This window comes from Acinetobacter sp. YH12208 (assembly GCF_013418055.1).
In the GTDB taxonomy this organism is placed as follows: domain Bacteria; phylum Pseudomonadota; class Gammaproteobacteria; order Pseudomonadales; family Moraxellaceae; genus Acinetobacter; species Acinetobacter pseudolwoffii.
The window spans coordinates 69,251-91,060 of the sequence record NZ_VPCT01000002.1; the positions used below are offsets into that span (position 1 = coordinate 69,251).

At 45.3% G+C, this 21,810-nt stretch carries 20 protein-coding genes; 9 read left to right on the forward strand and 11 right to left on the reverse strand.

Going from position 1 to position 21,810, the window contains the following annotated elements:
- Together recG and FTU95_RS03295 are read left to right on the forward strand one after the other, a co-directional pair.
- Positions 1 to 2,046 carry an ATP-dependent DNA helicase RecG gene (recG, locus tag FTU95_RS03290; RefSeq protein WP_180077518.1) on the forward strand — a complete coding sequence of 682 codons (2,046 nt, stop codon included), beginning with the start codon at positions 1 to 3 and terminating at the stop codon, positions 2,044 to 2,046.
- Positions 2,033 to 2,668: a ComF family protein gene (locus tag FTU95_RS03295; RefSeq protein WP_074383589.1), complete on the forward strand. Its 636-nt coding sequence runs from the start codon at positions 2,033 to 2,035 to the stop codon at positions 2,666 to 2,668. The genes recG and FTU95_RS03295 overlap by 14 nt, the downstream gene beginning before the upstream one ends.
- Before the next feature lie 3 nt (positions 2,669 to 2,671).
- Here FTU95_RS03295 and FTU95_RS03300 read toward each other — a convergent pair whose 3' ends face one another.
- Both FTU95_RS03300 and FTU95_RS03305 read right to left on the reverse strand, forming a co-directional pair.
- A complete protein-coding gene (locus tag FTU95_RS03300) occupies positions 2,672 to 3,073 on the reverse strand; it encodes an NUDIX domain-containing protein (RefSeq protein ID WP_005094183.1) in 402 nt (133 codons plus the stop codon).
- Between the two features lie 31 nt (positions 3,074 to 3,104).
- Entirely contained in the window at positions 3,105 to 3,695 is a 591-nt protein-coding gene (locus tag FTU95_RS03305) for a TIGR00730 family Rossman fold protein (RefSeq protein ID WP_005094184.1), read from the reverse strand.
- Between the two features lie 152 nt (positions 3,696 to 3,847).
- Here FTU95_RS03305 and FTU95_RS03310 point away from each other — a divergent pair, with 152 nt between their 5' ends.
- The gene (locus FTU95_RS03310; RefSeq protein ID WP_005168743.1) at positions 3,848 to 4,861 is read left to right on the forward strand and encodes a CorA family divalent cation transporter; all 1,014 of its coding nucleotides are present in this window, start codon (positions 3,848 to 3,850) and stop codon (positions 4,859 to 4,861) included.
- A gap of 325 nt (positions 4,862 to 5,186) precedes the next feature.
- On the opposite strand, the gene FTU95_RS03315 is transcribed toward FTU95_RS03310, so the two are convergent.
- The 8 genes from FTU95_RS03315 to dxs form a co-directional block, all read right to left on the reverse strand.
- Positions 5,187 to 5,477 carry an STAS domain-containing protein gene (locus FTU95_RS03315; RefSeq protein ID WP_005168745.1) on the reverse strand — a complete coding sequence of 97 codons (291 nt, stop codon included), beginning with the start codon at positions 5,475 to 5,477 and terminating at the stop codon, positions 5,187 to 5,189.
- A gap of 15 nt (positions 5,478 to 5,492) precedes the next feature.
- On the reverse strand, positions 5,493 to 6,125 hold the full coding sequence (locus FTU95_RS03320; RefSeq protein ID WP_005094187.1) for a phospholipid-binding protein MlaC: 633 nt from the start codon (positions 6,123 to 6,125) through the stop codon (positions 5,493 to 5,495).
- Between the two features lie 18 nt (positions 6,126 to 6,143).
- Positions 6,144 to 6,821 (reverse strand): outer membrane lipid asymmetry maintenance protein MlaD, encoded by a 678-nt coding sequence (locus FTU95_RS03325; protein ID WP_005094188.1) that lies wholly within the window; start codon positions 6,819 to 6,821, stop codon positions 6,144 to 6,146.
- Complete coding sequence (mlaE, locus tag FTU95_RS03330; RefSeq protein WP_100355139.1) at positions 6,821 to 7,600, reverse strand: lipid asymmetry maintenance ABC transporter permease subunit MlaE; 780 nt, start codon at positions 7,598 to 7,600, stop codon at positions 6,821 to 6,823. The genes FTU95_RS03325 and mlaE overlap by 1 nt, the downstream gene beginning before the upstream one ends.
- Positions 7,597 to 8,415, reverse strand: coding sequence for an ABC transporter ATP-binding protein (locus FTU95_RS03335; protein ID WP_005094190.1), 819 nt, complete (start codon positions 8,413 to 8,415; stop codon positions 7,597 to 7,599). The genes mlaE and FTU95_RS03335 overlap by 4 nt, the downstream gene beginning before the upstream one ends.
- A gap of 406 nt (positions 8,416 to 8,821) precedes the next feature.
- Positions 8,822 to 10,714 (reverse strand): DEAD/DEAH box helicase, encoded by a 1,893-nt coding sequence (locus tag FTU95_RS03340; protein WP_180077521.1) that lies wholly within the window; start codon positions 10,712 to 10,714, stop codon positions 8,822 to 8,824.
- 550 nt (positions 10,715 to 11,264) lie between these two features.
- The gene (locus FTU95_RS03345; RefSeq protein WP_034608351.1) at positions 11,265 to 12,095 is read right to left on the reverse strand and encodes an inositol monophosphatase family protein; all 831 of its coding nucleotides are present in this window, start codon (positions 12,093 to 12,095) and stop codon (positions 11,265 to 11,267) included.
- Positions 12,096 to 12,209: 114 nt separating this feature from the next.
- Entirely contained in the window at positions 12,210 to 14,120 is a 1,911-nt protein-coding gene (gene dxs, locus FTU95_RS03350) for a 1-deoxy-D-xylulose-5-phosphate synthase (RefSeq protein WP_180077523.1), read from the reverse strand.
- A 309-nt stretch (positions 14,121 to 14,429) separates the two neighbouring features.
- Here dxs and ribA point away from each other — a divergent pair, with 309 nt between their 5' ends.
- The gene (gene ribA, locus FTU95_RS03355; RefSeq protein WP_005094196.1) at positions 14,430 to 15,032 is read left to right on the forward strand and encodes a GTP cyclohydrolase II; all 603 of its coding nucleotides are present in this window, start codon (positions 14,430 to 14,432) and stop codon (positions 15,030 to 15,032) included.
- A 150-nt stretch (positions 15,033 to 15,182) separates the two neighbouring features.
- On the opposite strand, the gene hemN is transcribed toward ribA, so the two are convergent.
- On the reverse strand, positions 15,183 to 16,556 hold the full coding sequence (gene hemN, locus FTU95_RS03360) for an oxygen-independent coproporphyrinogen III oxidase (RefSeq protein WP_180077525.1): 1,374 nt from the start codon (positions 16,554 to 16,556) through the stop codon (positions 15,183 to 15,185).
- Between the two features lie 236 nt (positions 16,557 to 16,792).
- On the opposite strand from hemN, the gene hemF reads away from it, so the two are divergent.
- From hemF to FTU95_RS03385, 5 genes are all read left to right on the forward strand, one after another.
- Entirely contained in the window at positions 16,793 to 17,749 is a 957-nt protein-coding gene (hemF, locus tag FTU95_RS03365; protein WP_005094200.1) for an oxygen-dependent coproporphyrinogen oxidase, read from the forward strand.
- 134 nt (positions 17,750 to 17,883) lie between these two features.
- A complete protein-coding gene (locus tag FTU95_RS03370) occupies positions 17,884 to 18,090 on the forward strand; it encodes a hypothetical protein (protein WP_005094202.1) in 207 nt (68 codons plus the stop codon).
- Between the two features lie 98 nt (positions 18,091 to 18,188).
- Positions 18,189 to 18,977 (forward strand): shikimate dehydrogenase, encoded by a 789-nt coding sequence (gene aroE, locus FTU95_RS03375; RefSeq protein ID WP_180077527.1) that lies wholly within the window; start codon positions 18,189 to 18,191, stop codon positions 18,975 to 18,977.
- A gap of 396 nt (positions 18,978 to 19,373) precedes the next feature.
- Positions 19,374 to 21,197, forward strand: a complete 1,824-nt coding sequence (locus FTU95_RS03380) for an acyl-CoA dehydrogenase C-terminal domain-containing protein (protein ID WP_005168756.1) — start codon at positions 19,374 to 19,376, stop codon at positions 21,195 to 21,197.
- Between the two features lie 345 nt (positions 21,198 to 21,542).
- Complete coding sequence (locus tag FTU95_RS03385; protein WP_004281542.1) at positions 21,543 to 21,752, forward strand: cold-shock protein; 210 nt, start codon at positions 21,543 to 21,545, stop codon at positions 21,750 to 21,752.
- Positions 21,753 to 21,810 lie beyond the last annotated feature (58 nt).

The window sequence follows — 21,810 nt, forward strand, 5'->3', positions numbered from 1 at the left end:
ATGGCTGCAGTCCATCAGTTACAAGGCGTTGGTAATGCCGCCGCTGCATTACTTGAAAAATTAAATATCTTCAATACTGATGATTTGCTTTTTCATCTACCACGTGACTATGAAGACCGTAGCACGATCATTCCCATGAATCAATTGAGCGTGGGGCGTAGCTATTTGCTCGAAGGTATCGTCAAAGGTGTGGATTTCCCGCCGGGTAAACGCAAGTCCATGGCTGTATTACTGGATGATGACTGCGGTAAAGTCACTTTGCGTTTTTATCATATTTATAAAGGCATCACCGATCGCTGCAAGCTCGGTCACCGTTTAAGAATTTTTGGTGAAGTCCGGGTCGGTGCGCGCGGTCTGGAAATGTATCATCCCGAACTGCAAGTCATTACTGAAGATACCCCGCTACCGCAAACCCAACTTACCGCGATTTACCCGGCCACTGAAGGTCTGACCCAGCCAAAAATACGCGATTATATTCAGCAGGCTTTGGCTCAGTATAGCGATCATCTGCCTGAACTGCTGCCAGCAAAATTTAGCAATGGTTATGCGTTAAAACAGGCACTGGAATATATTCATCATCCACCAGTCAATGCCAATATGTTGCAACTGGCACAAGGTTCGCATCCCGCACAGCAACGCCTGATCTTTGAAGAACTGGTGGCGCATCAGATCAGTTTATTGACCCGGCGTGCCTTTATTCATCAGGTTGAAGCCCCTTCATTTGCACCGAGTAAAACCTATGCCAAACAGCTTCTGGCCAGTCTGGCTTTTGAAATGACCGGTGCGCAAAAACGTGTATCCAAAGAAATCGCACAAGATTTAAAAGCCAATAAACCGATGTTACGTCTGGTACAAGGCGATGTCGGTGCCGGCAAAACATTGGTGGCCGGTGTCGCAGCCTGTCATGCCCTGGAAGAAAGCTGGCAAGTGGCGTTGATGGCACCTACCGAAATTCTGGCCGAGCAGCATTATCTCAACTTTAAACGCTGGTTTGAGCCACTAGGTCTTAATATCGCTTGGCTGTCCGGCAAGCAAAAAGGCAAAGCCCGCGCCGCAGCGGAACAGCTGATTCGGGACGGGAGCGCCCATCTGGTGATTGGCACCCACGCCCTGTTTCAGGAGAATGTCGAGTTTGCCAAACTCGGTCTGGTGATTATTGATGAGCAACACCGCTTTGGAGTCGATCAACGTCTTGCACTCAGAAATAAAGGCCTGGATGGCATGTCCCCGCATCAGCTGGTGATGACCGCAACCCCGATTCCCCGCACCTTGGCCATGTCGGCTTATGGTGATCTGGATACCTCGGTGATTGACGAGCTGCCACCGGGTCGTACCCCGATTCAAACGGTGACCATTCCACTGGATCGGCGTGAACAAGTTCTGCAACGTATTGCGACGAATTGCGCTGAAGGCAAACAGGCCTATTGGGTCTGTACCTTGGTGGAGCAATCCGAAACTTTAGATGCTCAGGCCGCGGAAGCCACTTTTGCCGAAATTCGGGAACGCTTTCCTGCGCTGAATATCGGTCTGGTACATGGCAAAATGAAAGCCGATGAAAAACAGGCGGTGATGCAGCAATTCAAAAACAATGAATTACAGCTACTCATTGCCACTACCGTAATTGAGGTCGGGGTCGATGTACCCAACGCTTCCATTATGGTGATTGAAAATGCCGAACGTTTAGGCCTGTCACAGCTACATCAGCTACGTGGTCGGGTTGGCCGTGGTGCCAAAGCCAGTTTCTGCGCCCTGCTATACAAGCATCCGCTGTCGCAAAACGGTCAGGAACGTTTAAGAATCATGCGTGAAACCAATGATGGTTTTATGATTGCCGAGAAAGATCTGGAATTGCGTGGGCCAGGTGAATTACTGGGGACTAAACAAACCGGCGATATGAATTTCCGCGTGGCCAAACTTGAACGCGATGATCACCTGCTCAATCAGGCACATTATGTGGCGCAGCAAATTTTAAAAGATTATCCAGATCAGGCTGAGGCGTTATTACAACGCTGGCTACCGGAAGCACCGCGTTATGCCTATGTTTAAATTACTGGCACAGGGAATCTCCAAGCTGAATACGCTTCAGCCCTGCCAGTTGTGTCAGACTGATTATCAGAGCATTTATTCAGTCTGTCAGGATTGCTGGCAGCAGTTGCCGTGGATACATCAAACCATTCAGCGTCAAGAAATGCAGTTTCAGATTGCCTGCGATTATGCCTACCCAATGGATCGGTTGATTCAGCTGTTTAAATATGAACAGAAGCTGCATTTGCAAAATTTACTGGCCGGTACGCTGTTGAGTTTAGAATTACCCAAAGTCAGTGCAATAGTCCCGATGCCGATCTCGACTGAACGCCTGGCCGAACGCGGTTATAATCAATCTCTGGTACTGGCCAAGCATGTGGCGAAAAAATTGAATGTTCCCATCTGGCAACCTGTTAGCCGGCTGAAACAGCATTCACAAAAAGGCTTAAGCCGTCTGGAAAGAATCGAAGATATCCAGTCGCAGTTTCAGATCAGTACACCGTCTAATATTCGTTACCGACGCGTGCTAATCATTGATGATGTAGTGACGACTGGCAGTTCGATTCTAGCGCTCACTCGAAAACTTGAAGAGCTAGGCTGTCAAAAAATTTATGCAGCCTGTCTGGCAGGCGCGCAAATCTAAAATTTAAGCTTGGGCGAGCAAATGTGACTTCACCCACGGAATCACAATTTCAGTCGTTAAGGGCGCCAGCAAGACCTCTTTTTCATCCAGATCAACCCATTTCATTTCAGCGATTTCTGCTTCAATTTTAGGTGCTTGATCGAGCCTTACCCAATAGACATAACTCACCAGTTGATGATCAGGTTCATTGGCAGTCTGGGTTTCAAAACGGCCAATGAATTGCTGAATCTGGGCTTGTGTGCCAATTTCTTCCTGAATTTCACGCAACATGGTGGCTTCCGGGGTTTCATTTGGCTCCAGCTTGCCACCGACCTGCATAAAGCAGGATGTTCCTTGCTTGCGAACCACCAGCAGTTGCTGCGCTTCATTTAAAATAATGGCTGCAGCCACCGTAATCACTTTCATTTATTTTCTACAATTGCGTATTCTGGATAACTTATTTTACAAGGTCGGTCTGATCAACCATACCCCATTTGGCTTCAGGCGGCTGATAACTTTCGAATTGGCGCAAAATATCGTCCAGATCATCACTGATAATCAACGCCTCAGTGAAACGTGATTTAGTAAAACCCTTCTCCGTGGTCATACGGATGAATTTAATCAGGTCATCATAAAAACCATCGGTATTGAGAAAAGCACAAGGCTTCTGATGAATCCCCAATTGTGCCCAAGTCCATTGTTCAGAAATCTCTTCCAGTGTTCCTGCACCACCGGGAATGGCAATAAATCCCTGAGCCAGTTCCGACATCCGGGTTTTACGCTCATGCATATTATCCACCACATACAGCTCGGTAATATGTGGATGTGCCAGCTCACGATTGACCAGCTGTCTTGGAATTACGCCAATCACCTTACCGCCCGCCGCCAAGGCACTATCAGCCACAATACCCATTAAGCCAGAACGACCTCCTCCATAAACCAGCGTTTGCTGTCGTGCCGCCAGAGTCTGACCGACTTTTTCGGCAACCTGCGTATAAAGAGGATCCGAGCCAAGCGCTGAACCACAAAAAATTGCGATAGAATTCATCATTTCACTCTCCAATTGACGCTATATTGTACGAAATCGCGGCAAGCACGCTTTTTACCAAAATAACTGCTTAATATCAGTGTTTTTATTCAATTCCTTGTCTAAAATACACCCATTCCAATTCACATACTGCGCCCGGGAGAAAAGACAGCATGCTTGAAGCCTTTTACGCCACAGAGCGCGGTAGCTTAGAAGATATCACGATTAATGGTGATTTCGACCTGCATCCAGATTTAGTCTGGCTTGATCTGATTGCACCTTCACAGGAAGAGCAGCAATGGATTTTAGATGCCTACGAGCAAAATTTACCGACCTTAAAATCGCTGGAAGATATTTCCTCGAGTGCCCGATTTTACCGTGATGATGACGGTATTTTGCATATCAGCACCTATTTTTTAACCAAGAATAAAAACTATCAGGTCGAAAACGAACACGAAGATGAATCCAGTATGTTGGCAACAGTACAAACCGTTGCATTCATTCTGCACAAGGATCGTCTGTTTACTTTGCGTGGTGAAAAACTGGTGGCTTTTCGCGCCTTTCGTGCTCGCGCGCGCCGCAATGATTATGAAATCGATTATAAAGATCCGACCTGGATTTTATTGGGCTTACTCGAAGCCAAGCTGGATGAGCTGGCCGATATTCTGGAAGATGTGCATAAAGATTTAGAGAAATATTCAACTGAAGTGTTGAATAACCGCCATCGTGAACAGATTCTGGATCTGGATGACATGATTACCCGCTTGGCGCAACTTGAAGATATGTTGGGTAAAGCGCAACTGTGTTTAATCGATTTACGCCGCGTCCTGACCTTCCTGTCGCGTCCACGCGCCTTGGGCAGTCATATTTATGATGCGGATATTCGAGAACTGAGTGAAGATGTGCGCTCGCTGGTCGAGCATGATGCTTTCTTGTTCCAGAAAGTACGTTTCCTGCTCGATACCACGTCCGGATTCATTAACACTGAGCAGAACGATACCATTCGTCGATTCTCGATTCTGCCGAGTATGCTTGCGCCACCAATGCTGATTGCCAGTATTTACGGTATGAACACCGAAGTGCTGCCCTTTGCACAAGGCACCATGAGTTTCATCATGGTCAGTATTATTTTAATTGGCTTCCTGATTGGCCCATTGATTTACTTTAGATGGAAGAAGTGGATCTAGAATCCCTCCTAACCTCCCTTTTGAAAAGGGAGAGATGTTTCCTGTCAGGGAGAGGTTTTTTTATTAGATATCCCTTTCTAAGTCTCACTTGCTCTTTAATTAAAGTGAAGCGCAAGAAATGCCTGTATTTAATTCATATTTATTTAATCCCTCTTCAACTTCTCTTTAAAAAGTGAAGAAAATGGTTAGGGAGGATTTTTACACCCCTCTCTCTAACTCTCTCCCTGAGGCAGAGAGGACGTGCAATCCATATTTAGATCTATTTGATTTGAATGATTTCTTAAAATTTGATCACAATAAAAAAGCACCTTTCGGTGCTTTTCTTTTACTGAACGATGTTTAAATCATCCTGCAAATGGCTGGCCTGAATGATATTCATCATTTTAGCAGGAACAGCTTTAAACTGTAGCCCTTGAGCCTGAGGAGTCTGGCGCAGCCAGCGCACCAACACTGCCAAAGCCAAAGTACTGCCACTTTCAAGCTCAGCCAGATTAACCACAAGTGGAAACTTGCTTTGTGACTGGATCACACGCAGACCATTTAAGTAATAGTCCTGTGCATTGTCATAGTCAATCTTGCCTGAAACCTGTAGTTCCTGATCATTGAATGTAATCACGGCTCACCTGTTTGATTATTTCTTGTCGATTGCAGCTTCTGCATCCGGTTTAAAGTTAGCAATTGCTTTATCAATATTACCGCCATTACGTTTTACCGTCGCAGCAAACTGGTTACGGAACTGCAAACCCAGGTCAATACCCGATACGTTGATATTGCGGATTTTCCATTGTGAACCCTTGTCCACCAGCTGGAATGCTACTGGAATTTTCTCGCCCTTGTTATTAAAGTCGATGGTCACGACAGGGTTTTTGCTGTTGCTGGCCTTGTAAGGACGCACGCTATAAGTCTGATTACTGAACTTGGCAAAGGCAGAACCATAGTTTTCAATTAAGGTTTCACGGAAATTCTTTTCAAACTGCGCACGCTGTGCCGCCGTACTATATTGGTTCGTGGCATATGTGCCCATCACAATACGTGTGAAAGATTGAGAATCAATATACGGATCCAGATTCTGGCGCACAATGCTTTTGACCAAAGCTGGATTTGATTGCAGTTTTGCATTGTCAGCTTTGAGGCGCTCAATTAAACCATCTGCTACTTTTTTAATAAAAGCAGGTGGTGCTTCAGACGGTGCAGCAAACACTGTACCAGCAACCATTGTTGAAAGAATGCTTACTGCAAGCGTTTGTTTTACTAAAGTCTTCACTGAATTCTCCTCAATCTATTATTCAACAAATGCAGGTTCTGCATCTGTTGTTTCTGAAACTGTCGTCTGTTCCGATGTAGTTTCTTGACTATCTGACGATTTGCCAGCACCACCGGTAATAAATTTCGTCACCAAATCTTCAATTTCCATAGTGCCTTGGGTATTGGCAATCTGATCGCCGCGTTGCAAATAGCTCAGGCCACCACCTGGAATAATTTTCAGGTACTTTTCACCCAATAAGCCATTGGTCGCTACCATAATATAAGCATCTTCATCAATATTGGTGATGGATTTCATGTTAGCTAACAGTTGTTTTTCCATGTCTTTTTGTTGCGCAGGTGTCGCTGCTTCATAGTCCGAGCTGTAGCGTAACTCGTCCAGAGCTTCCTCCTGAACTTGCTTTAATTGTTCAGCATTAAACGAGGTCAATGAGCCATCTAAAGTCATATGTACGGTTGCCAGACGCGTTACAGGATCCAGGGTAATCTCATCGACCTGTCCCACTTTCACCCCGCTTAAAGCGACTTTGGCACGTGGCTTGATGCCATTCACATTTTCAAAAGTTGCCGTCATTTTATAGCTGTCGGAAATATTGCTGCCGACCAGACCACTGACACGCATCGCTAAAAAGAATAAGGCAATACCAAATAAAATAACAAAAACACCAACGGCCAGCTCACTAGTACGTGATTTCATTAAACACCTCCGAACATGACCGCAGTCAACACAAAATCAAAGCCTAAAACGCACAGTGAAGAATACACGACTGTACGCGTTGTAGAAGTTGCAATACCTTCCGATGTTGGTACACAGGCATAGCCTTGATATACCGCAATCCAGGTACACATTAATGCGAATACAAAACTTTTAATAATAGTGCCATTCAAGACATCTTTATAGAATTGCACGCTGCTTTCCATGCCGCTCCAATAAGCGCCTTCATCAGCCCCCAAAAAGTCTACACCGACCATTTTACCGCCCATAATTCCGACTGCGGCAAAGATCACCGAAAGCATGGGCAAGCTGAAAATCCCCGCCCAGAGACGTGGCGAAATCACCCGTTTTAAGGGATCCACCCCGATCATTTCCATACTGGACAATTGTTCAGTGGCTTTCATCAGACCAATTTCTGCGGTCAAAGCCGAACCGGCACGTCCTGCAAACAGCAAAGCCGCGACCACAGGTGCTAATTCACGCAGCAAGGTCAACGCCACCGCTGTACCAAGCATGGATTCACTGCCAAAGGTCGACAGAATACTGAACATCTGCAAGCCAAGCACGGCACCAATAAACAGACCAGAAACCACAATAATCAGCAGGGACAATACCCCGACCCGATACATCTGATAAATAAATAGTCTTAGCCCAAGCCAGGTCGGCATGGAAAATAAGATCTGCAACAGCATCAGGGTTGCGACCCCAATCCCCTGTACACGTTCAATAACGCGTCTACCTAATGCGGCAATTGCATTCATGAACGTACCTCATCACTTAAATAAGCCCGATGACTAAACTGATAATCGACTGGACCTTCCACCGAACCCGTCAGGAATTGCTGCACAAAAGTTGAAGGATGCACTTTTAGCTCTGCCGGTGTCCCCTCGCCCTGGATCTTGCCTTCTGCCACAATATAAATGTAATCAGCAATGGATAAGGTTTCTGTCACATCATGCGAGACAATAATCGTGGTCAGATCCAGTGCTTCACGCAATGAACGGATCAGGCGAGTCAATACCCCCATCACAATCGGATCTTGTCCGGCAAAGGGTTCATCGTACATGATCAGTTCAGGGTCCAGCGCAATCGCCCGGGCCAAAGCCACACGTCGGTTCATACCACCAGACAGTTCCGATGGCATCATTTGCTCTGCACCGCGCAAGCCGACGGATTCCAGTTTCAATGCCACGATTTCCTTAATTAGATGTTCTGGCAGTTTGGTATGGGCCCGAATTGGAAACGCGACATTTTCATACACGCTCATATCGGTAAACAAAGCACCGCTCTGAAATAGCATACCCATCCGTGCACGTGCTGAAAAAAGTTCGGAACGTGACATCGAGGCAATATCTTTGCCATCCAATAAGACCTGACCATGCTCAGGCGTCAGCTGCCCACCGATCAATCTTAATAAGGTAGTTTTACCAGTTCCGGATGGCCCCATAATGGCGGTAATCTGCCCACGACGAATATTTAAACTCACGTCGTCATAAATCACGCGCTCGCCTCGTTTGAAGCTCAAATTCTTGACTTCAATCAAAGACTGAGTATCTCGCGCTGTTTGATTTTTCATAGCTGAGTTTATTCCTACATTTTTTCAGCATGCATACTATAAAGGAACGAAGTTCAAAATGTTAGCAGTTGAAAAAGGTGGGTGAATATCATAAAAAGATGACAATAATTGATTATTTCGTGTTTTTTATAATAAAAATATGTACTTAGGCTTAAAATGACTAGATTGATTAATTAAAAACACTGTATAAATAATAGATAATATTACATAAAATCAAAGTCAATGCGATATATGGCATATGCACCTCTATCAATTGAGATCGAGCAGCTAAACTTTTCATATTAATAATTATCATAACCCTGACAAAATATGAATTAGTAGACATTTTACGTTAAAAAGCAAAAAACTCAATGCATAAAAAAACCGGTATTTCTACCGGTTTTTTTATCTTCATCTAGCGACTCTATTAGTCGTTAAATTTACGACGTGGACGATCTTCACCACCGAACGAACGTTCACCACGTGGTTTGTCATCAAAGTTGCGACGTACTGGACGATCACCGAAATCACGTTTTGGACGGTCATCACCGAATGAACGCGCTGGACGATCACCGAAACCACCTTCACGACGTGGAGCAGGACGATCACCAAAATCACGTTTTGGACGATCACCATAACCGCCTTCACGAGCTGGCTTGTAATCTACACGGTTGCCACGGTTGTCATCATTAGAGCGAGGACGGTCACCAAAACCACCTTCACGACGCGGAGCTGCACGATCACCGAAGTCACGCTTTGGACGGTCATCAAACGAACGTTGTGGACGGTCGCCAAAACCACCTTCACGACGCGGAGCTGGACGATCACCGAAGTCACGCTTTGGACGGTCATCAAACGAACGTTGTGGACGGTCGCCAAAACCACCTTCACGACGTGGCGCTGGACGATCACCGAAGTCACGACGTGGACGATCTTCGCCAAATGCCGGACGTTCGCCACGTGGTTTGTCATCGAAGCTACGACGTGGACGATCATCACCGCCTTCACGACGTTTGAAGTTGCTTTCGCCTTCAAAACGACGACCACCGCCAAAACCACCACGACCGCCATCACCACGACCGCCATCACGACGACCGCCGCCATCACGACCACGACCACGGCCAGCGCCATCACGGCTACCACGTGCAGGAGGTGGAGATGGCTCAAGACCCTCGATTTCAGATACGTTTAGACGCGCATCAAGGAAGTCTTCCAAAGCACGGATCTTGCCACGCTCACGGTAAGTTGCAAGTGTAATGGCTTTACCAGTACGACCGGCACGACCTGTACGACCAATACGGTGTACATAGTCTTCGTTCTTCATTGGAAGACCGAAGTTAATTACGTGTGAAATGGTTGGTACGTCAAGACCACGAGCAGCAACGTCAGTTGCAACTAAGATCTTCGCACGACCTTCACGGATGCTGCGTAAACGGCGGTTACGTACAGTTTGTGGCATAGCACCGTGTAGCGCTACAACTGATAGGCCTGCTTCAGCAAGTTCTTCAGCCAGCATATCTGTGTCTTCTTGAGTTGACGCAAATACAACTGCTTGATCAACGTCTTCTTCGTTCAACCAGTGAGTAAGAAGTTTTTTCTTGTGCTCGAAACCGTCAGTCCAATGCAAAGTCTGAGTAATATCAGTATTTGTAGAGTGACCAGTTTCAATCGAAATACGCAGTGGATCATTCATCATGCGTTCTGCAAGTGTAATGATACGTGGTGCAAACGTCGCAGAGAACATTAGAGTTTGTTTACGGTTTGCAGCCAACTCACCAATTGCTTCTAAGTCTTCAGAGAAACCGAGGTCAAGCATACGGTCAGCTTCATCGACGATTAACGCGTCAACTTTATCAAGCTTGATTTGACGACGATTCACCAAGTCAAGTAGACGGCCTGGAGTTGCAACAACAACTTGCGCGCCTTTTAACTGTTGAATTTGCTTACCGAAAGGCATACCGCCCATGATTGCAGCAATACGAACACCTTTCATGTGACGTACAAATGCAATTGCGTCTTGACATACCTGTTGTGCCAATTCACGAGTCGGTGAAATCACCAGAATATTCGGTTGAGTAACCGCTTTCATACGGTCTTTAAATGGTACTAATGTATCTTGGCTTGCCAACGCATTTAAGGTAGGAAGCAAGAAAGCAGCAGTTTTACCAGAACCTGTTTGGCTTGACACAAGAAGGTCTTTACCTTCAAGTGCAGCTGGAATCGCTTGTTCTTGTACAGGAGTTGGAGTAGTAAAGCCTAAAGCATCGAGAGCCTGGGTTAGAGATTCGTCGAGGGAAAAATCAGCAAAAGTTTTGCTCATAGAGAGTATTCACCCTGAAGTGGGTGCTCCATTTAATAAATAACAATTATGGACATCGGCAAAAAGCGGCACAGCAAATAATGCTGAAAATATTAGGATTCAGCAGCGATCCGAGTAACGACGATGTGGATATAACGCACGCATGATTACGGCCGCAAACCTGAAGGAATCGCTTAAGCGATTGGGGCGCGAAGGATATGTCCTCTCTATGGACAGCACGCGCATACAATGATTAGAAGATAGTGTTCAGGTAAAGAACAGAAATTAAGTGCGTGGCGAAATTATAGCAGAATAATCAACAATGTCATTAAGTTTTAAAACTAATTTGCTCTGTCTATAATTTATATATTAATTTCATACACTTAAATATGAATAAAAAATGTAACAACCGGTATAAAAAGGCAGTTTTCGCCAATTCACTTGATATTTCCAATATTCATATCATGTTAGAAATATACTCTACCTCCCTTCTTAACTATTTTACTGCTCTAAAAAAGGCATCCCGAAGGATGCCTTTTCTGAAAATTAGATATATTTCATCTAAACCCGATTATTTTGCTGCTTCACCCCAAGCAGGAACAACTGCTTGCATTAAAGGTTTAAGCATTTTCATTGAACAAGCCAAAACTTGACCATTTTCCATAGAGTCGCTACCACCACGTGCATCAACTACAGTACCGCCTGCTTCTTTCACGATCAATTCGCCCGCTGCGATATCCCAAGGTTTTAAACCAAGTTCGAAGTAAGCATCAAAACGGCCTGCAGCAACATAGGCTAAATCCAATGCCGCAGAACCTGAACGACGATATTGCGCGCCAGCTTCAGTCACGTTTAACAAACTTTGAAAATGGTTCTTGGCATAAGATACAACTTCGCCATTACGTTTAGCACGGTAAGCGTGACCAACAGCCATAAAGGTATTTTCCAGACTGTCTTTGACATTCACACGAATACGACGCTGGTTCATCATGGCACCACGACCACGACTGGCAGAGAATAGCTCATCTTTCACCGGGTCATAAATCACCCCGTGTTGAGTAATGCCTTTGTGCTGAACTGCGATAGAGATACAGAAATGCGGGAAACCGTTAATGAAGTTTAAAGTACCATCCAGTGGATCGATCACCCAACACCAATCGGCGTCGTGACCATTACCTTCCTGATAGCCAAACTCTTCACCAAGGAAACTGTGATTTTTATAGCTTTTACGTAGGGTATCGATGGTCAACTGCTCCAAATAACGATCTACACGCGTTACTGGACCATCAATTCCTTTTTCTTCGACTTGTAGATCGAGTTTATGACGATTCTGATGCGCTTTTAAAAGCTCTTGACCAACTAACTGAGCCGCACGCGCAGCCATCACCACCATAGGTTCCATTGAACACCCACTACAAATTTAAAGAAACTGATAAAGAATAATGCATAAAAGCCCCGATATCTTAGCAAATATCAGGGCTTTTTTGGAGAAAATGTGTCTAAAATTTTTAAGAACTTATGACAAAACGCTTTGCCCCAAGGCTGACCAGGCTTGATTCATTGATTTTTCAATACCTTGCGCATCCAATCCGGCCTGCTGCAACATTTGTGCATGCGTGGCCTGAGCCATAAACGTGTCGTCTAAACCAAGATTCAGCAGCGGTTTCACAATCTGTGCTTCTGCCAGATATTCATTCACAGCACTACCCGCACCGCCCATCACGGCATGTTCTTCTACTGTCACAAACAGACTGGTGCTTGATGCCAGATCATCCAGCATTTGCGTATCAAGAGGTTTGATAAAACGCATGTTCACAACACGCACACCAATCTCATGTTTCACTGCAAAGGCTTCAGCGGCGTCGACTGCGGCCTGTACCCGGCTGCCAAAAGCCAGCACAGAAATATATTCGTCACACTGCGCATTAAAGCTGGCGACAATTTCCGCCTGACCGATTGGAATTTCAAGCATCTTTTGCTGGATATCCACCCCTAAGCCATTACCACGTGGATAACGCACAGCTGCCGGCCCAGGATATAAATAAGCGGTATGCAGCATTTGACGACATTCATTTTCGTCTTTTGGTGCCATGATCACGATATTCGGGATCGTCCGCATATAGGCATAGTCATAGGCACCGGCATGGGTCGGGCCATCTTCACCGACCAGACCAGCACGATCAATACCGAAGGTCACATCCAGATTTTGTAAGGCCACATCGTGTACCAGCTGGTCATAACCACGTTGCAGGAAGGTCGAATAAATTGCCACGACCGGCTTTAAGCCTTCACAGGCCATGCCCGCAGCCAGCGTCACGGCATGCTGCTCTGCAATCGCGACATCGAAAAAACGTTCCGGATATTCTTTGGCAAACTGCACCATACCTGAGCCTTCGCACATGGCCGGTGTAATCGCGAGCAAGCGCGAGTCCTGTGCTGCTTCATCGCAGAGCCACTGTCCAAATACATCCGAATATTTCGGTGCAGTCTTGGCAGCGGTAATGGCATTAAGCTTGCTAATCGCGTGATATTTGATTTGATCCGATTCGGCCGGCGCAAAGCCCTTGCCCTTTTTAGTATAGATATGAATCAGACGTGGGCCTGTACGCTTTTTCAGCGCTTTAAATACATGCACCAGTTGTTTGACATCATGACCATCATAAGGGCCAAAATAGTCAAAGCCGATGGCTTTAAACAGGTTATCTGCGGCATCAGTCGCGGCACAGTGCAAGCGTGAGTTATACAGCCACTCCGGATACGGCTGTACGTAAGCTTCACCTTCCTCGGTAATATTAACGAATTCACCGCGCTCCCAGATCGCCGCCAGATGCTTGGCAAAACCGCCAGTACTGCAAGAAATCGACATGTCATTGTCGTTCAGCACCACCATCAGATCGGCATTGTGCGCAACGGCATCGTTCAAGGCTTCAAAGGCCATACCCGCCGTCATGGCGCCATCGCCAATAATCGATACCACTTCACATGGCTTGTTCTGGTAGCGACGTGCCAAGGCCATGCCCAGACCAGCAGAAATTGCCGTCGAAGAATGCCCTACCCCAAAGGTATCAAATTCAGATTCTTCACGTGCTGGAAAGGCTGCCAGACCATCTTTGGCCCGGATAGTGGTGAGCTGTTCACGACGGCCGGTCAATGCCTTATGCGGATAGGCCTGATGCCCCACATCCCAGATCAGACGGTCATGTGGAGTATTGAAGCAATAGTGCAGAGCCACCGTAAGCTCAATAACACCGAGGTTTGCACCAAAATGTCCACCACTTTGCCCGGCAGCATACAAAATGAATTGACGTAACTCATCTGCCACCTGTACTAGCTGGCTTTGCTCGAGTAAACGTAGTTGCTCAGGATGATTGATCGTATCCAGCAACGGTGTTACAGGGCGTTGAGTAGGGATTTCTGTATACAGCATATTATGGCAAAGCCTTCTAAAGCCTGGCAAATCTAAAGCTAGGTCAATGGGGAGTACCCGATCATATAGCTGAATTGTAGCAGCTTCAATTCAGCTACGCTTCTAGCGATGCAATATTAAACAATGATCTCATCGGGGTGAAAAAATCGCAGGCTACGATTATCCTGAATAATCTTACTATTTATCAACTATTATCGTCTGCTTTATACAAAAAAGAAAATCTAATACAGAATTTCGACTTTGCAATTCTACCAATGTTCAATCATTACGCTATACTTTAGCCACTTTCAGGATTTAACGGGTTCAGCTGTGCCAATCGAATTTGTCGCAACGTCAAGATTACCTACCGCTCACGGTGAATTTAAAATTACTGTATTTCAAGACCCTAAGACTGGCGAAGAACATGTCGCTCTTTCCAAAGGACTTGAAGAAGTTTCTGACGAGCCAGTCGTGGTTCGTGTACATTCTGAATGTTTAACCGGTGATGCCTTTGCTTCACTGAAATGTGACTGTGGCCCGCAATTGCAGGCGACTTTAAAGCTGATCAATGAGTTAGGTCGCGGGGCGATTCTGTATTTGCGTCAGGAAGGACGCGGTATTGGCCTGACCAACAAGATTCGTGCCTATGCCCTGCAAGATCAGGGACATGATACGGTCGATGCCAATTTAATGCTTAATCTGCCGGCTGATGCACGTCAATATGACATGTGCAGCATTATGCTGGATCATTTGCAGGTCAAAGCGGTACGTCTGGTGACCAACAATCCTTTAAAAATTGAAGCTTTAAAAGCCCAAGGGATTAATGTGGTCGATCGGGTGCCCCTCACCGTCGGCTTAAATCCGTTTAATGAGCAATATCTCAAAACCAAACATGAACGTATGGCGCATCTTTATCAGAAGGATGATTTTTAAATCCTCCCCTTAATAAATCCCTCCAAACCTCCCTTTCTTGCGCTTCGACTTAAAGCAATGCTTAAGTCTTGCTCAGGGAGGCTTTTCCTTCTTTCAAAAAGAGGAGAAAACTCCCTCCTTTCTTAAAGGAGGGCTGGGGTGGATTAAGTGTTAAATCGTCATCGAAAAAATCCGGTTCTCGGGCATGCGTCGCTTTAAACGTAAATCAAAAGCCATACAAATATTACGTACAAATGGTTTCCCTTTCTCCAAAATCGTGACTGATGAGTCTGTCATTTGAATCAAACCATCCTGTGCCATTTCTTCAAGCTGCACCAAGACCTGACCAATTTCAGGGAAAAATAGTTCGGGTTTTTCCCATGAGGTACTAAAGCTGCACATCAAATTCAGAATATGCTGACGAATAATCAAATCTTCCTGACTTAATAGATGCCCTTTAAATACCGGAATTTCATTACGGGCTAAACACGCATAATATTCTTCAATGGTTTTCACATTCTGGGCAAAGCTGTACCAGCTATCACTGATCGAAGAAATTCCTAAACCGATCATCACTTGAGTTTTAGAGGCGGTATATCCCATAAAATTGCGGTGTAATGTTCCAGCTTGAAAGGACTGGTACATGTCATCTGTATCTAAAGCAAAATGATCCATGCCAATTTCATGATAGCCATACGCCAGCAGTTTCTTTTTAGCCGCTTCATAACATTCACGTTTGATCGCATCTTTGGGTACATCAGCATCTTTAAACCCGCGCTGGCCATTGCCTTTAATCCAAGGCACATGTGCATAGCTATATAAAGCCAAACGATCCGGCAGAAGTGAATTGGTTTGCTCAATGGTGTTTAAGACATCGTCCAGATGCTGAAAAGGCAGGCCAAACACCAAGTCATGCGAAATCGACTCATAGCCAATTTCACGCGCCCATTCGGTTACCTGTTTGACATGTTCATAGGGCTGAATCCGGTGAATGGCTTTTTGCACGGTTTCATTATAATCCTGCACCCCATAACTGACCCGGCGAAAGCCCAGATCATACAAGCCTTGTAAATGCTCACGCGTGGTATTGTTCGGATGCCCTTCAAAACTGAATTCATGCACAGGCGCTATGTCTGCTTTGGCCAAAATACCTTGAATCAGTTGAGTCAAATGCTCAACAGAAAAGAAAGTCGGTGTTCCCCCGCCCAAATGAATTTCTTTAATCATTGGCTTATCTTTCAGCAACTCACAATACAAATCCCATTCTTTCAGCACTGCCTGAATATAGGGCTGTTCCATTTCATGTTTTTTCGTGACTCGCTTATGACACCCGCAAAAAGTGCACAGGCTTTCGCAAAATGGCAGATGGATATACAGGCTGATGCCTTCACTTTGATTGGATTCAGTAAAGGATTTTTTCAGCGTTTGCTTCCATTGTTCCAGTGAGAAATTCTGCTCTTCCCAATATGGAACGGTCGGATAACTGGTATAGCGGGGACCGGGAACATTATATTTTTGAATCAGGGAATTGACCTGTACCGACATGACACCCACCTATTACCATCGAGAAATGCCCAAACCCATGAGCGCTTGCAAGTTATTGTGCGGAGCTTGAAAAAAGAATTCAACCTAGCCATTTGGTCGGATTTAATGCCCCATTCTGTCCATCAATACTCAAATTTAAAGCATGGTTCAATCCACTACATTGCTAAATAGACCTTAATCTTTGACTGATTTTATGCTTTGATGTAGCTAGTTTTTTATTTTCCTACGAGGCTCTGATGCAGCATCCTACATCTGCGGATATTCAACGCGTTCGTGAATTTCTCCTCGACTTGCAGGCACGGATTTGTGCAGCACTGGAACAACAGGAGCGTGCTGGCGGCGGTACGGCCGAATTTATCATTGATGACTGGGAACGTCCGGAAGGTGGTGGTGGCCGTTCGCGTGTCTTGCAAAATGGTACCGTGATTGAGAAAGGCGGGGTGATGTTCTCCCATATCAATATTTCCAAACTGCCCGCTTCAGCCACTGAACGCCATCCCAATATTGCCGGTGCCAAGGCGCAAGCGATGGGTGTATCGCTGGTCATCCATCCGAAAAATCCGAATGTACCGACCTCACATGCCAACGTGCGTTTATTTGTTGCAGAAAAAGAAGGGCAAGATCCAATCTGGTGGTTTGGTGGCGGTTTCGACCTGACGCCCTTCTATCCAAATGATGAAGATGTCCTTTCGTGGCATCAGACGGCGCATGATCTGTGTGCGCCATTTGGTGAAGAGATTTATCCTGAACATAAACAATGGTGTGATGACTATTTCTATTTAAAACATCGTGATGAACAGCGTGGTGTCGGCGGGTTATTCTTTGATGATCTGAATCAGTGGGATTTTGATACCTGTTTCCAGTATATACAGGCCGTAGGCAATGGTTATCTAGAGGCGATTCTGCCGATTTTCCAGCGTAATCAGGATAAGCCTTATACCGAAGCACAACGCGAGTTCCAGTTGTATCGTCGTGGCCGTTATGTCGAATACAATCTGGTTTATGACCGCGGTACGCTATTTGGTTTGCAGACCGGCGGCCGAATTGAATCAATCTTGGTGAGCTTGCCTCCGCTGACCGGCTGGTCCTATCGTCCTGAATGGGATGAAGGCTCGCCGGAAAAGCGTTTGACCGATTACTATCTGAAACCCCATGACTGGCTCACAGAATTAAAATCAACTGCAATGAAATGATACAAACAGCCCTCAAATAGAGGGCTGTTTTAATCCATTATTCCTCTATACTGCTGCAGAGTAATCCCTGATTTGGTCGCGGCATCCTATCGCTACATCGATCACAATCTATTAGATGTCTAGTGAGAATAACAATGCATCATCTTCAATTAAATCTTCCTGTTTTTGCCTTTTGGCTTTTTCTGGCTCTCGCCATCAGTGCGATGAGTACCGCCGTTTTGAGTCATAATCTGCTTCTGGATGGCGCGGCTATTCTGGTGAGTATCCTGACTGTGGTCGGAGCTGTGCTTAGTATGGCGCTGGTATTTGCAGAACATATTATGGACATCTGCAGTTCCTAAACCGCACTTCCAGCCCCCTTATTTAAAACAGCGCAGGCTTTAGTCCCTGCGCTTTTTCACGTATATTGATGCTCATTTCAGCACATGGACATTGTGAAATGAGCAAACAATTTGCCGTGATTGGTAATCCGATTGAACAGTCACGCTCTCCAGAATTGCATCATGCTTTTGCAGCAAAAACCGGAATTGATCTAAATTACAGCAAACGTCTGGCTCCACTGGATGGCTTTGAGGCCAATATTCAGGAGTTTTTTGCCCATGGCGGAATCGGGATGAATGTCACCGTGCCGTTTAAAGAGCAGGCTTTTGCCCAATGTCAGGTACTCAGTGAGCGAGCCAAAATTGCCAAGGCGGTGAATACCCTGTGGATGAAAAATGGCGTTCTGCATGGCGATAATACTGATGGGCAAGGTCTGGTCGACGCGATTCGTGCACTCAACTGGCCGCTGGAAAATACCAACATCCTGATTATCGGTGCAGGCGGCGCAACCCGTGGCGTGATCTATCCACTCGCCCAGGCAGGCGCAAAAAAAATTGTGATTGCCAATCGTACCTTGGCACGCGCTGAACAACTGGTTGCGGATCTGCAGAATGCTGTAGCGCAGCTCGAATTACAGGCTATTTCACTAGAACATCTTGCCGGTGAGTTTGATCTGGTGATCAATGCCACTTCAGCCAGCCTCAGCGGTGATGCTTTGCTGCTTCCAGAAGCCTTACAGTTTAACTATGCCTATGAAATGGCCTATGGCAAACCTTCCTCCTTCCTTGATCAGGCCAAAGCACGTGCTGTGCCAACATCTGAAGGCTTTGGCATGCTGGTCGGTCAGGCACTGGAATCTTTTTCTATCTGGAATGGCATCAAACCAGATTTAAAAGATTTTCTATAAATATCCAGTTATTTTGACCAGAGAATTCGGGTTGTAACAACAACCCGAATTGATCTTAACTCCATTATTAAAGACTAAAAATTCAGCTACTGGATTTAATGACATTTTTAACTTGAATTTTTTATTGATAACAATTGAGTACAATTCATACAAAAGTAGCACTAGACAATCTGGTGTTCAATTCATTAAAGTCCAATCAGATAAGAAGTTTTCAACCTTTCTGTACGCTGACAGCCAGAAGATGAAATCATCCGATTTTATTGGTTGGCTCTAAGACTCGATTCGCTTTTCTGACATTTTTATTTGCTTGCCTTATCAATGTTTTTTTATCTCAAATATGAATAATCAAAGAATCGATACAGATAATCCAAAACTATTTTAATCAGGATTAAACGCATGCCAGCATATAAAGCCCCTTTACACGACATTCGCTTCCTCATGAATGAAGTGCTCGATTACCCTGCGCACTACCAGAATTTGTCGAATGGTGAATATGCCGATACCGACACGGTAGACATGATCTTGGAAGGTGCAGCAGATTTCTGTGAAAACGTACTTTCACCTCTGAATGAAAGCGGTGATGCTGAAGGCTGTCATTTTGAAAATGGCGAAGTGAAAACGCCTAAAGGCTTTAAAGACGCTTATGATCAGTTCGTCCAAGGTGGCTGGCAAGGTCTGTCTTATCCTGAAGAGTTTGGTGGTCAAAACCTGCCAATGTCTTTAAACCTGATCAAATCGGAAATGATGGGAACTGCAAACTGGTCATTCCAGATGTATCCGGGTTTAAGCGTGGGCTGTATCAATACCATTATCCAGTACGGCACCGATGAGCAGAAGAATACCTATCTGCCGCATCTGGTTGCGGGTACTTGGGCTGGCACCATGTGTCTGACTGAGCCGCAATGTGGTACTGACTTGGGTCAGGTTAAAACCAAAGCCGAGCCGCAAGAAGATGGCACATATGCCATTTCAGGAACCAAAATCTTTATTTCCGCAGGCGAGCACGATCTCACTGAAAATATCGTACATATCGTGCTGGCGCGCCTTCCGGATGCACCGCAAGGTACTAAAGGCATTTCACTGTTTATCGTACCGAAATTTATTGCTGCTGCCGATGGTGGCATCGGTGAGCGCAATCCAGTCAATTGCGGTTCGATTGAACATAAAATGGGGATTCGCGCCTCAGCAACAGCCGTGCTGAATTTCGACAAGGCCACGGGTTACTTGATTGGTGAACCGAATAAAGGCTTGCATGCCATGTTCACCTTCATGAACACTGCGCGTATTGGCACTGCGATTCAAGGCATCTGTCATGCGGAGTTATCCTTCCAAGGTGCTCTGCCGTATGCCAAAGAACGTATGTCGATGCGTGCCCTGTCTGGCAAAAAAGATCCGGAAAAAGTGGCGGATGCCATCATTCATCATGCCGATGTACGCCGTATGCTGTTGACGCAAAAAGCCATTGCCGAAGGTGGCCGTGCCATGATTTATCATGCTGCGCAAATTGCCGACAACATGAATGATGCTTTATTGCGTGGCGATACCGCTGCCTTTGAACAGCATGATGATCACTTAGGTTTCTATACCCCGATTCTAAAAGGCTTCCTGACTGAAATGGGCTATGAAGCATCGAATCACGGTATGCAAGTCTTTGGTGGTCATGGCTATATCAAAGAATGGGGCATGGAACAGATCGTGCGTGACTCACGTATTTCTACCCTTTACGAAGGAACGACAGGTGTACAGGCACTCGATCTGATCGGTCGTAAAGTACTGTTAACCTCGAAAGGCAAAGTGATTCGTGATTATACCGCTGAAATCCTGAAATTTTGTGGTCAGCATGCGCGTAATAAATATATGCGCCGCTTTGCCTGGGATCTCACCAAGCTATGTGCCCAGTGGAATGCATTAACTGTTCGAATCATGCTGGCAGCCCGTAAAGACCGCGACATCGTCTCTTCTGCTTCAGTCGATTTCCTGATGTTCTCGGGCTATGTGATGATGGCATACTTCTGGGCGCAGCAAGCCGCAGTTGCCTCAGCCAAACTGGCTTCTGGCGATGGCGCAGAAGTACCTGAGTTCTATAAAGCAAAAATCAAAACCGCTGATTTCTATTTCGAACGTATTCTGCCTCGTACCCAAGGTCATGCTGAAGCGATGGTGAATCCATCCAAAACTATGACCGCACTGGCACCAGAGCACTTTAGTTTTGATTACTAAGCTGTAAATTGAATTACAAAGAGCGCTTCGGCGCTCTTTTTATTGAGAGCTACCCTTTTAAACCCTAAAAACACTGGCCTGAATACAAAATATACAGGTTTAATTTTATATTTTTCAATAGCCTAATAAATTAGATAAATAAAACGCTTGTATATCTCAAAATAAGCGGTATGATAATCCCAACTAGAAAAATTCTTGTTTTGGTTAGTTTCTTTTAAGTATCGCAGTTTTAGTCATAAACCTTCGTATTACAGATCAAAAAGCTCCATCCTTTTTATTTTTCAAAGTTACAGTTAGTCATCTGAAATTTTGGCTATAAATTCATACGATTCAATAGGTTACATTATGTCTAATACAGTTAACGGTACAGTAAAATGGTTCAACGAAACTAAAGGTTTCGGTTTCATTCAACAAGAATCAGGTCCAGACGTTTTTGCTCATTTCAGCGAAATCACTGGTTCAGGTTTCAAAACTTTAGTTGAAGGCCAAAAGGTTTCTTTCAGCGTAGCTCAAGGTCAAAAAGGCCCTACAGCTGTAAATATCGTTGCTCTATAATTTAGAAGCAAGATATTGAAAAAAAGCACTCTTAGAGTGCTTTTTTTGTGCTTGTAAT

What these genes read in the sequence shown, in the direction of transcription:
- recG (WP_180077518.1), top strand. Translation starts at nt 1, where the DNA reads ATGGCTGCAGTCCATCAGTTACAAGGCGTTGGTAATGCCGCCGCTGCA.
- FTU95_RS03295 (WP_074383589.1), top strand. Translation starts at nt 2,033, where the DNA reads ATGCCTATGTTTAAATTACTGGCACAGGGAATCTCCAAGCTGAATACG.
- FTU95_RS03300 (WP_005094183.1), bottom strand. Translation starts at nt 3,073, where the DNA reads ATGAAAGTGATTACGGTGGCTGCAGCCATTATTTTAAATGAAGCGCAG.
- FTU95_RS03305 (WP_005094184.1), bottom strand. Translation starts at nt 3,695, where the DNA reads ATGAATTCTATCGCAATTTTTTGTGGTTCAGCGCTTGGCTCGGATCCT.
- FTU95_RS03310 (WP_005168743.1), top strand. Translation starts at nt 3,848, where the DNA reads ATGCTTGAAGCCTTTTACGCCACAGAGCGCGGTAGCTTAGAAGATATC.
- FTU95_RS03325 (WP_005094188.1), bottom strand. Translation starts at nt 6,821, where the DNA reads ATGAAATCACGTACTAGTGAGCTGGCCGTTGGTGTTTTTGTTATTTTA.
- mlaE (WP_100355139.1), bottom strand. Translation starts at nt 7,600, where the DNA reads ATGAATGCAATTGCCGCATTAGGTAGACGCGTTATTGAACGTGTACAG.
- FTU95_RS03335 (WP_005094190.1), bottom strand. Translation starts at nt 8,415, where the DNA reads ATGAAAAATCAAACAGCGCGAGATACTCAGTCTTTGATTGAAGTCAAG.
- FTU95_RS03340 (WP_180077521.1), bottom strand. Translation starts at nt 10,714, where the DNA reads ATGAGCAAAACTTTTGCTGATTTTTCCCTCGACGAATCTCTAACCCAG.
- FTU95_RS03345 (WP_034608351.1), bottom strand. Translation starts at nt 12,095, where the DNA reads ATGGAACCTATGGTGGTGATGGCTGCGCGTGCGGCTCAGTTAGTTGGT.
- dxs (WP_180077523.1), bottom strand. Translation starts at nt 14,120, where the DNA reads ATGCTGTATACAGAAATCCCTACTCAACGCCCTGTAACACCGTTGCTG.
- hemN (WP_180077525.1), bottom strand. Translation starts at nt 16,556, where the DNA reads ATGTCGGTACAGGTCAATTCCCTGATTCAAAAATATAATGTTCCCGGT.
- hemF (WP_005094200.1), top strand. Translation starts at nt 16,793, where the DNA reads ATGCAGCATCCTACATCTGCGGATATTCAACGCGTTCGTGAATTTCTC.
- FTU95_RS03370 (WP_005094202.1), top strand. Translation starts at nt 17,884, where the DNA reads ATGCATCATCTTCAATTAAATCTTCCTGTTTTTGCCTTTTGGCTTTTT.
- aroE (WP_180077527.1), top strand. Translation starts at nt 18,189, where the DNA reads ATGAGCAAACAATTTGCCGTGATTGGTAATCCGATTGAACAGTCACGC.
- FTU95_RS03380 (WP_005168756.1), top strand. Translation starts at nt 19,374, where the DNA reads ATGCCAGCATATAAAGCCCCTTTACACGACATTCGCTTCCTCATGAAT.
- FTU95_RS03385 (WP_004281542.1), top strand. Translation starts at nt 21,543, where the DNA reads ATGTCTAATACAGTTAACGGTACAGTAAAATGGTTCAACGAAACTAAA.